At 64.1% G+C, this 12,601-nt stretch carries 7 protein-coding genes; 5 read left to right on the top strand and 2 right to left on the bottom strand.

Going from position 1 to position 12,601, the window contains the following annotated elements; all coding sequences use genetic code 11:
* Positions 1-279: 279 nt before the first annotated feature.
* Positions 280-3,261: a carboxypeptidase regulatory-like domain-containing protein gene (locus ACQ7JA_RS03565; RefSeq protein ID WP_430894587.1), complete on the top strand. Its 2,982-nt coding sequence runs from the start codon at positions 280-282 to the stop codon at positions 3,259-3,261.
* Positions 3,262-3,393: 132 nt separating this feature from the next.
* Here ACQ7JA_RS03565 and ACQ7JA_RS03560 read toward each other — a convergent pair whose 3' ends face one another.
* Positions 3,394-4,125, bottom strand: coding sequence for a 16S rRNA (uracil(1498)-N(3))-methyltransferase (locus tag ACQ7JA_RS03560; RefSeq protein ID WP_430894585.1), 732 nt, complete (start codon positions 4,123-4,125; stop codon positions 3,394-3,396).
* Positions 4,126-4,450: 325 nt separating this feature from the next.
* Between ACQ7JA_RS03560 and ACQ7JA_RS03555 the strand changes: the two genes are divergently transcribed.
* The 4 genes from ACQ7JA_RS03555 to ACQ7JA_RS03540 all read left to right on the top strand — a co-directional run bounded on the left by ACQ7JA_RS03555 (position 4,451) and on the right by ACQ7JA_RS03540 (position 11,673).
* Positions 4,451-7,315: a TonB-dependent receptor domain-containing protein gene (locus ACQ7JA_RS03555; protein ID WP_430894583.1), complete on the top strand. Its 2,865-nt coding sequence runs from the start codon at positions 4,451-4,453 to the stop codon at positions 7,313-7,315.
* Positions 7,316-7,494: 179 nt separating this feature from the next.
* A complete protein-coding gene (gene tkt / locus ACQ7JA_RS03550; protein ID WP_430894581.1) occupies positions 7,495-9,492 on the top strand; it encodes a transketolase in 1,998 nt (665 codons plus the stop codon).
* Positions 9,493-9,573: 81 nt separating this feature from the next.
* Entirely contained in the window at positions 9,574-10,584 is a 1,011-nt protein-coding gene (gene gap / locus ACQ7JA_RS03545) for a type I glyceraldehyde-3-phosphate dehydrogenase (protein ID WP_379751089.1), read from the top strand.
* Between the two features lie 132 nt (positions 10,585-10,716).
* Positions 10,717-11,673, top strand: a complete 957-nt coding sequence (locus ACQ7JA_RS03540; RefSeq protein WP_430894578.1) for an IS1595 family transposase — start codon at positions 10,717-10,719, stop codon at positions 11,671-11,673.
* Between the two features lie 59 nt (positions 11,674-11,732).
* On the opposite strand, the gene map is transcribed toward ACQ7JA_RS03540, so the two are convergent.
* Complete coding sequence (gene map, locus ACQ7JA_RS03535; protein ID WP_430894576.1) at positions 11,733-12,500, bottom strand: type I methionyl aminopeptidase; 768 nt, start codon at positions 12,498-12,500, stop codon at positions 11,733-11,735.
* Between the last annotated feature and the right edge of the window lie 101 nt (positions 12,501-12,601).

The raw sequence follows: 12,601 nt of genomic DNA, 5'->3' as shown, positions 1-12,601 counted from the left end.
AAAATGTCACAGTTATTGTTGACGGCGCAACTTTGCGTATGGTTCTATGTAAAAGTTCCGCTGGGAACAGCCCATCGGAACAAGGAAGATTTGTTCCTTTCTTGCCCGGTTGGGAGACAAACTTGGCGGGGTCAAGAGCCGTGGCACTCCGGCACGAGGTACGCACAACAGTACCGGCGCCGGAAAACTTTGAGCCTGTTGGTCGAAGGTGCTCCCGTAATAACAACATTTAGGGAATCACATATGTTGCATACAGTGAAACAGAAGTCGAAGGTGGCAGTGTTCCGTCGGTCCGCAATTTCGGTCGCGATCGGCATGTGCTTCATGGGCGCCGCGCTGGCAGCCGAAACGGGTGGTCTGCGTATTAACATCACCGGCACCGGCGGCAAGCCGGTTGCGGGCGCAACCGTGCGCGTCAGCTCGCCGAGCAGCCTGGTCACCAAGACCGGCGTCACTGAAGCGGACGGTACCGTCCGTATCGCTGGCCTTGACCCGGCAACCGACTACAAGATCGAAGTCGTCGCACCCGGCTACTCGAACTTCGCCGCTACCGGCGTCGCGGTCGTCTCGAACCAGAATCCGGCCCTGAGCTATTCGATCGGCGGTGACTCCGGTGCGCAACAGGTCGTCGTGACCGGCTCGCGCCTGGCCCAGGTCGATACCACCTCGGCTGTTGTCGGCACCATCCTGAACCTGGGTGTCGTGGAATCCCTGCCGACCGGCCGTAGCTACCAGAGCTACCTGCAGCTGGTCCCGGGCGTCAAGCCTTCGTCGGGCGGCAACCCGTCCTCGAAATCCGGCGTGAACTACTCGGACATCGGCGGCGCCACCGGCTCCTCGTCGGACAACGTCTACATCCTGGACGGCGTCGACGTCACCGACCCGAGCACCGGTACCTTCGGCTCGAACATCAACTCCGAGATCATCCAGGAACAGCAGATCCTGACCGGCGGCATTCCTGCGGAATACGCGGGCGGTTCGGGCCTGGTGTCGAAAGTCATCACCAAGTCGGGCGGTAACGAATTCCACGGCTCGGTCAACTACTACTTCCAGAACGACAAGCTGGTCGCCGACTACAAGAACACCACCTCGTCGGGCTTCTCCACCTACGACGCGGCCGTGACCCTGGGCGGCCCGATCATCAAGGACAAGCTGTGGTTCTTCGCTTCCTATCAGAAGAAAGCGCGTGAGACCGATGTGGTCAACTCGGACACCGGCGCCTACATGCGTACCGTCGACCGCGACGACCGACTGGGCTTCGCCAAGATCACCTGGCAGGCAACCGAGAACGACCGACTGGTGGCGTCCTTCTTCAACGACCCGACCAAGACCACCGGCTCGACCACCGCGACCACGCTGAACAACCGCGATACCCGTCGCAAGCAGGGCGGCAACAACTACAACATCCAGTACTCGCGCGACATGGAAAACCTGCGCGTGACCGCGTACGCGTTCCGCCACATCGGCGAAGTGTCGGACTTCTCGGCCAGCACGGCGATCCGTAATACCATCCTGTTCCGCACCCCGCCGTCGCCGGCGCTGTCCTCGGTCCAGCTGGGTGGCTTCGGCTCCGACACGATCTCGGAACGTAACCGCGACGAAGTCGGCATCAATGCCGAGTACTTCCTGGAAACCGCGAATGCAGGCACCCACACCATCAAGGGTGGCTTCCTGGTCTCGAAGAACGAGTACTTCGAGGACGCACGCTACACCGGTACCGAGAAGGCGCAATATCAGTCGATCAATGTGGCCCAAGGCAATGTCTCGCTCGCCGAGGCAGGCGCCGCTTCGTTCGGCTGGACCGCCCGTCCGGTCGTTGTAGCCGACGTCCCGCGTATCATCACCGCCATCAACGCCGCTCCTGCCGGCGACCGCACCTACTTCTACAACCTGCTCGACACCAACCGCGACGGCACCATCAGCGACGCGGAAGTCCGTGCGATGCGCCTGGGTAGCACCGCCGGCAATCCCAACGGCCAGGTCAACCTGTACCGCGCCGTCGAAACCGTTACCTCGCCATACACCGTCGAAGCTACCGGCAAGGCAGCCTTCCTCCAGGATACCTGGACCAAGGACCGCCTGACCGTCGGTTTCGGCGTGCGTGCCGAAGAGTGGAAGCACAAGGATTCGAAGGGCAACGAGTCGGCCAAGTTCAAGTGGAAGCTGGCGCCGCGCCTGAACGTGGTGTATGACCCGGCCGGCGATGGCCGCAGCAAGGTCTGGGGCTTCCTGGGCCGTTACTACGACCCGATCCGTACCAATATGTCGGACTTCGCCGGTAACCTGACCGGTCCAGTGCAGGAAGAGCAAGTCTTCGTCGGCGACCGCTGGCTGACCTTCCGTACCCGCGGCGGCGAGAAGCAGCCTGATGCCGTGTTCGCGCCGACCACCAAGACCCCGTACACCGACGAGTTCATGCTGGGCTACGCGACCAACATCGGCCGCGACTACACCGCGTCGATCGCCTACACCAAGCGCCGCACCCGCGACATCCTGGAAGACTACGACCTGGCGCTGTACTCGGATCCGAACAACACCGTGCCAAGCCATGCCGGTCCGGGTTCCCCGTTCTACCTGCCGTATTCGTACTTCGGTTATTCGTCGAAACCGAACTCGAACTACGTGCTGGGCACGCTGGCCGGCGGCAAGCGCGACTATCAGGGCGTCGAGCTCAGCCTGACCAAGGCCAAGCGCGACAACTGGATGGGTTCGGTCTCGTACACCTGGAACGAAGCCAAGGGCAATACCAACTCCGATAGTAACGCCGACTTCCAGGGTGACTGGGTCGCACTGGATCCACGTGCCCCGAACGCCTACGGCCCGCAGCCTGGCAACATCAAGCACCAGTTCAAAGGCTACGCCACCTACTACTTCAACAACGGCATCGAGGTCAGCGGCGTGTACAACTGGAACAGCGGCCTGCTGTACACCCGTTCGCAACTGGTGTCCGGCCGCTACCTGCCGGAGATGGACGACGAGTACGTTGTCGGCGGCGTGACCGATACCTGGATCAAGGCCGGTTCCATCGGCAGCCAGACCGGTCCGTCGTACTACACCTTCGACATGCGCCTGAAGTACACCTACAAGCTGGCCGGCAGCCAGAAGGTCGAATTCTTCCTCGACCTGTTCAACGTGCTGGACAAGCAGTCGGGTACCGCGGCCCAGGCCCTGGTCAATTCGACCGGCAAGTACCAGTTCGGCCAGGCCAACGCCTTCGTCGAACCACGCCGCCTGTACGTCGGCGCACGCTACTCGTTCTAATCCAACGAGCATCCGTGCCTGAAACCGGCCCCGCAAGGGGCCGGTTTTTTCATCCGCCGTCGGAATGGACGGCAAAAAGCCCCGGGGCGAGGAATCGCCGCCGGGGCTTTGCTTTGCGCAGCCGGGCTTGCCCTACATGCCGCCCCACAGCCCGCCGAGCAGGGCCAGCGCCGCCAGCGCGGCGGTCTCGGTGCGCAGCACGCGCGGACCGATCGACAGCATGCGCGCGCCAGCCGCGACCGCCGCGTCTTCTTCTTCCCGGGTGAAACCACCCTCCGGACCCACCATCAGCGTGACTGCCTGCGGGCCCCATTCCTGCGCCCATTGCGCCAGCGAGCTGTCCGCGCGCGGACTGAGCAGGATGCGCTGGCCGGCCGCGGCCTGCGGCGCCTCCAGCCAGCGCCCGACGTCGGCCACCGGCGCCAGCTGCGCGAGGCGGTTGCGCCCGCACTGTTCGGATGCCGCCTCGATCACGCCCTGCCAGTGGGCATGGCGCTTCTCTGCGCGATCGCCCTGCAGGCGCACCACGCTGCGGCGGGCCGCCAGCGGCGCGATCGCGGCCACCCCGAGTTCCACTGCCTTCTCGATGATCCAGTCCATCTTGCTTCCTTCCGGCAGGCCCTGGGCCAGGGTGACGGCGTAAGGCAGCTCGGCTTCCACGTCCTCGAAGGACTGGACCGTTGCGCTCGCGCGCTTCTTGCCGACTTCCGCGAGCTGAGCCGCGTACTGGCCGCCACGCCCGTCGAACAGGGTCAGGGCGTCGCCAGCTTCCATCCTCAGTACATGCAGGTGGTGGGCGACCGGCGCCGGCAGCTCGACGGTGTGGCCTGGAGCCAGGGAAGCAGGGCAGTAGAAACGGGGCATGTCGTTGGAGGCATCTATTCGGGGAAGCCATTGTAGTGCCTGGCGCCCGGCTCAGCCAGCCGGCAGGGAGGTTTCATCCAGTGAGAATCTTGATAGAAAGCGTTTCATTTTGGATACAGAACGCTGCTTTGCGTTGACTTTAAGAAATCGTAACTGTATTTATTATATTTACACGTGCATACACTTTGATTTTGCTCAAAAGGCGATGCGCGTGAGAGGGAATGGGCTGTCGGATCCCGTAACCCGGGCCGGGCGCATTCGTGTTGTTCCAACCGTCGGATTTAAAAAAATGATTAAAGAAAAAGCCTTATCGCGCGCTGTCCGTATGTCCCTGCTGGTCGCTGGTCTCGGAGTCGCCACCCAGCCTGTTCTGGCTCAGGAAAAAACCGCCGTCGTCGAAGTGACCGGCACCCGCATCACCTCGCCCGGCATTACCTCGAACAGCCCGATCTCGTCCGTTACCGCAGCCGAAATCCAGGCGAACCAGCCGATCGCGGTGGAGGAATTCTTCAAGAACCTGCCGGCAGCCGCTCCCTCTATCGGCCAGGGCACCAACAACGGCAGCGGCGGCGCGGCGACCATCGACCTGCGCGGCCTCGGCTCGAACCGTTCCCTCGTCCTCATCAACGGCCGCCGCCTGGTGCCGTATAGCCTGGACGGCACCGTCGATACCAACTCGATCCCGCTGGCCCTGCTGAATCGCGTCGACCTCGTGACCGGCGGCGCCTCCGTCGTGTACGGCGCCGACGCCGTCGCCGGCGTAGCCAACTTCACTCTGAAAAAGAACTTTACCGGCGTCGACATCAGCAGCACCTACGGCGCGACCGCCGACGAGAAGGACACCAAGCGCCGCCGCGTCGACCTGACCATGGGCGCCAACCTGGACGACGGCCGCGGCAATGTCGTCCTGAGCATCGGCAAGACCAAGACCGACCCGCTGACCCAGGGCGAGCGCGAATACGGCATCACCAGCCTGAACTCGGTCTCCGGCCTGCCGTCCGGCTCGGCGACCACCGTGCCTTCCGGCTTCTCGGTTCCGGTCGGTCCCGGCGGCACCAGCACCCTGGCCGGCAACTGGCAGATCAACCCGACCACCGGCGCCCTGGTGCAGCCGGCCGTCGCCTATAACACCAACCCGCCGAACTACTATGCGACGGGACTGGAACGTACCCAGGCGACTGCGCTGGGCAACTACCGCATCAGCGACAACTTCGAGGTGTACACCGAGCTGTTCTTCACCGACAGCACGGTGGCGTCGGCCCTTGCCGAGACCGGTACCTTCGCCAACACTTTCAACGTGCCTATCGGTAACCCGTACATCCCGGCAGCGGCCCGCCAGCAGATTTGCGAACGCCGCGGCATCCCGGCAGCGGCCTGCGTGGCCGGCAACGCCACCCTGGTGCCGATGACGGTCAACCGCCGCTTCACCGAGCTGGGCCCGCGCTACAACAACTTCGACAACAAGACCCTGCAGTACAACATCGGCCTGAAGGGCGACCTGGCCGGCGACTGGACCTACGACACCTACTGGAGCCGCGGCTCCGCCGAGCAGATCCAGACCCGCCAGAACTGGGGCTCGCTGGCCAAGGTCGGCCAGGCGCTCAACGCCCTGACCACCACCGCCTGCGTCAACCCGGCCAACGGCTGCGTCCCGCTGAACGTGTTCGGCGCGGCCGGCTCGATCACGCCGCAACAGGCCGCCTTCATCAACCAGAGCGCGGTGCTGCGCCAGAAGGTCGAGCAGGACGTGCTGCTGGCGTCGGTGTCCGGCAACCTGGGCGAGAGCTTGAAGAGCCCTTGGGCCGATGACCCGATCGCCCTGTCCCTGATGGCCGAGCGCCGCAAGGTGACCGCCGGCACCCAGTCGGATTCCGCCTCCCAGATTCAGGGCGAAGTGCTGGGCACCGGCGCGCCGACGCCTGATCGCAAGGGCAGCTTCACGCTGGAAGAATATGCCTACGAGATGTTTGTTCCGCTGGTGAAGAACAAGCCCTTCATCCAATCCCTGAACATGGAACTGGGCTATCGCACCACCTCGTTCGAGACCGCCGGCAAATTCAACGACTACGGCAGCTGGAAGTTCGGCGGCGAGTGGGCACCGGTCAAGATGCTGCGCCTGCGCGGCATGGTGCAGAAGGCGACCCGCGCACCGAACGTGAACGAGCTGTTCGCGCCGGCCGTCACCAGCCTGTCCAACCTGGCGACCGACCCCTGCCAGGGCGCCCTGATCAACAGGGCCCAGGCGAATACCCCGGGCACCCTGTCGAACCTGTGCCGCCTGACCGGCGTGCCGCTGAGCGAGATCGGCAGCCTGCCTGTGCCGTCCTCGGGCCAGATCAATACCCTGGTCGGCGGCAACACCGCCCTGGGCCCGGAGTCGGCCAAGACCCGTACCTTCGGTTTCGTGATCGAGCCGCTGCCGCGCTTGGCCGTTGCAGTCGACTACTACAAGATCGTGATCACGGATGCCGTGTCGCGTCCGTCCAGCGCCGACGTCATCGACCGTTGCTACAGCACGGCCTTCAACCCGGGCCTGGTGATGAACGAGGCATGCGCCGTGATCGGCCGTAACCCGCTCAACGGCACCTTCAACGGTGTCGATTCGAAGGGCGTGGCGCGTCCGCAGTCGAACCTGGGCCGCTTCAGCACCGCCGGCGTCGACCTGAACGTGAACTACCGCGTCAACTTCAGCCAGCTGGGCATGGACGCACGCTACGGCAGCCTCGACCTGGGTCTGGGCGCGAACTTCGTCAACGAGTGGGAATACCAGGCGACCCCGAACGCGGTCAACCGCAACTGCCTGGGCTACTACAGCGTCGCCTGCACGGAGATCAACGGCACCATCAACTACAAGCGCAAGTTCAACCAGCGCACCACGTGGAACATGGGCGCCTGGTCGGTCGGCTACAACTGGCGCTACACCAGCGCCCTGCAGGAAGAGCCGGGCGGCGCCACCTTCCTGCCGGCCTTCTCGAGCATCCCGTCGTATAACTACGTGGACCTGACCGCGAGCTGGAACGTGCTGAAGAACGTGCGCCTGACCGCCTCGGTGACCAACCTGACCGACAAGAAACCGCCGATCGTCGGCGGCACCATCGGCAGCACCGGCACCAACAGCGGCAACACCTTCCCGCAGTACTACGATGCGATCGGCCGCTACGTGACTTTCGGCGCTTCGGTCAAGTTCTGATCGCTTGATGCTGTAAGGACAGCCCGGCGCCCTGGCGCCGGGCTTTTTTTCGCCCAAACGCCGTCATGTTCTTATATAGAGGGGGCGCGGCTTTCGGCCGGTCGCGGACGGCTCTGGTAAAATAATGGGCTACGGCCGCCAAGCAGCCACCGCCTTCCCATCCTTGATCCTTCGTATCCATGAAATCTACGCAAACCACCACCCTGATGGCCAACGCGATCCGCGCGCTGGCGATGGACGCCGTCCAGAAGGCCAACTCCGGCCACCCGGGCATGCCGATGGGCATGGCCGAGATCGGCGTCGCGCTGTGGGACAAGCACTATCGCCACAATCCGGCCAATCCGGGCTGGTTCAACCGCGACCGTTTCCTGCTCTCGAACGGCCATGGCTCGATGCTGCACTATGCGATGCTGCACCTGGCCGGCTACGACCTGTCCATGGATGACCTGCGCGATTTCCGCCAACTGCATTCGAAGACGGCCGGCCACCCGGAAGTCGGCATCACCCCGGGCGTGGAAACCACCACCGGCCCGCTGGGCCAGGGCATCGCCAACTCGGTCGGCATGGCGCTGGCGGAATGGCTGCTGGGCTATGAATTCAACCGTCCAGGCTACGACGTGGTCGACCACTACACCTACGCCTTCCTGGGCGACGGCTGCCTGATGGAAGGCATCTCGCACGAGGTCGCGTCGCTGGCCGGCACCCTGCGCCTGAACAAGCTGATCTGGCTGTACGACGACAACGGCATCTCGATCGACGGCCGCGTGGAAGGCTGGTTCACCGACGACACCCGCAAGCGCTTCGAAGCCTATGGCTGGAACGTCATCGGCCAGATCGACGGCCACAGCGTGGGCGACGTCTCGGCCGCCATCGAGCAGGCCAAGCAGTCGGACCGTCCGACCCTGATCATGTGCAAGACCATCATCGGCAAGGGCGCCCCGAACCTGGAAGGCGGCGACAAGGTCCACGGCGCCCCGCTGGGCGACAAGGAAATCGCGGCCGTGCGCCAGCACCTGCTGTGGGATCCGATCCCCTTCGACATCCCGGCCGACGTCTACGCAGCCTGGGACGCGAAGGAGCGCGGCGCGGCGGCCGAAGCCGAGTGGAACGCGAAATTCGCCGAATACCGCGGCGCCCATCCTGAACTGGCTGCCGAATTCGAGCGCCGCATGAAAGGCGATCTGCCGGGCAATTTCGATGAGGTGCTGAATGCCGCCATCGCCGCCTGCGTCGAGAAGAAGGAAACCATCGCCACCCGCAAGGCTTCGCAGAACGCGATCCAGGCCCTGGCCCCGGCACTGCCGGAATTCCTGGGCGGCTCGGCCGACCTGACCGGCTCGAACCTGACCAACTGGAAGGAATCGGTCGCCGTGCGTTCGGGCATTCCGGGCAACCACATCAACTACGGCGTGCGCGAATTCGGCATGGCCGCGATCCAGAACGGCGTCGCTTTGCACGGCGGCTTCATTCCTTTTGGTGCGACCTTCCTGACCTTCTCGGACTACAGCCGCAATGCCCTGCGCATGGCCGCCCTGATGAAGATCCGCTCGCTGTTCGTGTTCACCCACGACTCGATCGGCCTGGGCGAAGACGGCCCGACCCACCAGTCGATCGAGCACGTCTCCTCGCTGCGCCTGATCCCGAACCTGGACAACTGGCGTCCTTGCGACACCGTCGAGTCGGCGGTGGCATGGGGCGCGGCGGTCCAGCGCAAGGACGGCCCATCGACCCTGATCTTCTCGCGCCAGAACCTGCCGTTCATGGAGCGCGACAATGCCACCGTGGCGAATGTGGCCAAGGGCGGCTATGTGCTGCGCGACGCCGCTGACGCGAAGGTCGTGCTGATCGCCACCGGTTCGGAAGTCGAGCTGGCCATGAAAGCCGCCGATGCGCTGGCAGGCGAGGGCGTTGCAGCACGTGTGGTCTCGATGCCGTCGACCGACGTGTTCGAACGCCAGGAGGCGAGCTATAAAGCAAGTGTGCTGCCGCGCGGTATCCCGCGCGTCGCGATCGAAGCCGGCGTGACCGACTTCTGGTACAAGTACGTGGGCCTGGAAGGCGCCGTGGTCGGCATCGACACCTTCGGCGAATCGGCGCCGGCGCCGGTGCTGTTCAAGCACTTCGGCTTCACCGTCGAGAACGTCGTGGCCAAGGCCAAGGGCGTGATCGCGGCGTAATCGTTTCCACGGGCTGCCTTCGGGTGGCCCGTTTCGTATTCGCAGTTCGAAAAAAGTTTTTTTCTAATCAGGAGCCAAGCAATGACGATCAAAGTTGCAATCAACGGTTATGGCCGCATCGGCCGCAACATCCTGCGCGCTTTCTACGAAGGCGGCAAGAAACAAGACATCCAGATCGTGGCGATCAACGACCTCGGCAACGCCGAATCGAACGCCCACCTGACCCGCTACGACACCGCGCACGGCAAGTTCCCGGGCACCGTCACGGTCGAAGGCGACAACATGATCGTCAACGGCGACAAGATCCGCGTGTTCGCGCAGCGCAACCCGGCCGAAATCCCATGGGGCGAGCTGGGCGTGGACGTGGTGCTGGAGTGCACCGGCTTCTTCACCACCAAAGAGAAAGCCTCGGCCCACCTGAAGGGCGGCGCCAAGAAGGTCATCATCTCGGCGCCGGGCGGCAAGGACGTCGACGCGACCATCGTCTACGGCGTCAACCAGGACGTGCTGAAGTCGAGCGACACCGTGATCTCGAATGCATCGTGCACCACCAACTGCCTGGCCCCGCTGGTCAAGCCCCTGCACGACGCCATCGGCCTGGAAACCGGCCTGATGACCACCGTGCACGCCTATACCAACGACCAGGTGCTGACCGACGTGATGCACGAAGACCTGCGCCGCGCCCGTTCGGCCACCCAGTCGATGATCCCGACCAAGACCGGCGCCGCCGCCGCGGTCGGCCTGGTGCTGCCGGAACTGAACGGCAAGCTGGACGGCTTCGCGATCCGTGTGCCGACCATCAACGTGTCGATCGTCGACCTGTCCTTCATCGCCAAGCGCGACACCACCGTCGATGAAGTCAACCAGATCATGAAATCGGCATCGGAAGGCGCCCTCAAAGGCATCCTGACCTACAACACCGACCCGCTGGTCTCGGTCGACTTCAACCACAACCCGGCATCGTCGAACTTCGACGCGACCCTCACCAAGGTCTCGGGCCGTCTGGTGAAAGTCTCGTCCTGGTACGACAACGAGTGGGGCTTCTCGAACCGCATGCTCGACACCACCGTCGCGCTGATGAACGCGAAGTAATCTTCGGCTTCGGCAGAAAGAACCCGGACTCAAAGGTCCGGGTTTTTTTTGGCTGTGTTCGCGGTCGTTGGGTGAACCAAATCGTGTTGTCGAAGTCTTACGCATCGTTGAGTTAACTCATCTGGAGTGACGATGCAAGGCCTGAGCTTTGACGAATTGTTCGCATTCTTGTCCGCGGCGCCATTGTCCAGCACCGATCTGGCCCGCCTGCGAGCGTGGATCGACAGCGTCCGCGACCCAGCCGAGTGCCTGGCGCTCATCGAGGCGGCCGCTGCAGGCCGGCCATGTCCCCATTGCGCCTGCGCGCGCCTGCACCGGTCAGGCTTCGCCAGCGGCCTGCAGCGGTTTCGTTGCCTGGGCTGCCGCCGTTCCTTCAATGCGCTGACCGGCACGCCGCTGGCCCGGCTGCGCAAGCGCGCGTGCTGGCTGCCATATATTCAGTGCTTGCTGGAATCGCGCACCGTGCGCGACGCGGCGCTCGCCACCGGCGTGCATCGCACCACCAGCTTCCGGTGGCGCCACCGCTTCGCGCCGGGCGCCGCGCGCCACCGGCCTGCCGCCTTGTCGGCGATCGTCGAGGCCGATGAAACCTACCGGCTGGAATCGCAGAAGGGATCGCGCAACTTGACGCGCCCGCCGCGACAGCGCGGTGGCGCCGCCCGGCGACGCGGCATCAACCGCGAGCATGATTGCCTGCTGGTAGCGCGCGACCGCAGTGGCGCCACGCTGGACTTTCATACCGGCCGTGGTCCTGTGACTGCGGCGCAGCTACGCGCCTGCCTGCAGCCGGTGCTCCCCAGCGACGTGCTGCTCATCAGCGATGGCGCGGCCGCCTACGTCCGTTTTGCCGCCGACGCCGGCATTACGCATGCGTCCGTCAATATCCGGGCGGGCCGGCGCGCACGCGGCGCGATCCACATCCAGAACGTCAATGGCTGGCACAGCCGCTTCAAGAACTGGCTCGTGCGTTTCAAGGGTGTGGCCAGCCGCTACCTGGCGAACTACTCGGGATGGCAGCGCTTACTGGACGCGCAAACGTTGCATACACCAGCTCAGTGGTTATCTACTGCGGTACGACAAGGTAAGTAGAGGCAACTGCGAAAGCATAGTTAACGCGAACACAGCCTTTTTTTTCGCCCTGCGGCGGCTTACTTGTCGTGGCTGCCCGGCGTGAGGATCTCGAAGCCGTGCGCGGTGACGGCGATCATGTGCTCCCATTGGGCCGACAGCGATTTGTCGGCGGTGACCACGGTCCAGCCGTCGTCCAGCTGGTCGACGTCCGGCCCGCCCAGGTTGATCATGGGCTCGACCGTGAAAGTCATGCCTTCCTTGAGCAGCAGCCCGGTGTTCGGGCGGCCGTAGTGCAGCACCTGCGGGTCTTCGTGGTAGACGCGGCCGATGCCGTGGCCGCAGTAGTCGCGCACCACCGAGTAGCCGGCGCTTTCCGCCAGTTTCTGGATCGCGTGGCCGACGTCGCCCAGGCGCGCGCCCGGCTTCACGGCGCGGATGCCGGCCATCATGGCCTTGTAGGTGGTCTCGACCAGCTTCTGCGCCTCGGGACGCGGGGCGCCGGCGTAGTACATGCGGCTGGTGTCGCCATGCCAGCCGTCCTTGATCACGGTGACGTCGATGTTGACGATGTCGCCATCCTGCAGGACATCCTTCTCGCTCGGGATGCCGTGGCAGACTACGCCGTTGATCGAGGTGCACAGGGTCTTGGGGAAGCCGTGGTAGCCGACGTTGGCCGGCGTCGCCTTCTGCACCTTGCGGATGAATTCATTGCAGCGGCGGTCGAGCTCCTCGGTGGAGACGCCCGGGACCACGTATTCGCCGATCATCTCGAGCACGTCGGAGGCCATGCGGCCGGCCACGCGCATCTTGTCGATGTCCTTTTGATTCTTGAGTTTGATTGCCATGGGGGATGGACGGGTCGCCGTCCTGATGCGTAGAAACGCACATGATACCGCGCCGCCAAAAAGAAAACGCCCCGGAGGGCGTTTTCAGGCTGCACGGCGCG

Source organism: Massilia sp. BKSP1R2A-1 (assembly GCF_050586525.1).
Classification (GTDB): Bacteria; Pseudomonadota; Gammaproteobacteria; order Burkholderiales; family Burkholderiaceae_D; genus Telluria.
Note: the sequence above shows the minus strand (reverse complement) of the source record. Positions and strands in the feature narration are given on the sequence as shown.

What these genes read in the sequence shown, in the direction of transcription:
- tkt (WP_430894581.1), top strand. Translation starts at nt 7,495, where the DNA reads ATGAAATCTACGCAAACCACCACCCTGATGGCCAACGCGATCCGCGCG.
- ACQ7JA_RS03555 (WP_430894583.1), top strand. Translation starts at nt 4,451, where the DNA reads ATGTCCCTGCTGGTCGCTGGTCTCGGAGTCGCCACCCAGCCTGTTCTG.
- ACQ7JA_RS03560 (WP_430894585.1), bottom strand. Translation starts at nt 4,125, where the DNA reads ATGCCCCGTTTCTACTGCCCTGCTTCCCTGGCTCCAGGCCACACCGTC.
- map (WP_430894576.1), bottom strand. Translation starts at nt 12,500, where the DNA reads ATGGCAATCAAACTCAAGAATCAAAAGGACATCGACAAGATGCGCGTG.
- gap (WP_379751089.1), top strand. Translation starts at nt 9,574, where the DNA reads ATGACGATCAAAGTTGCAATCAACGGTTATGGCCGCATCGGCCGCAAC.
- ACQ7JA_RS03540 (WP_430894578.1), top strand. Translation starts at nt 10,717, where the DNA reads ATGCAAGGCCTGAGCTTTGACGAATTGTTCGCATTCTTGTCCGCGGCG.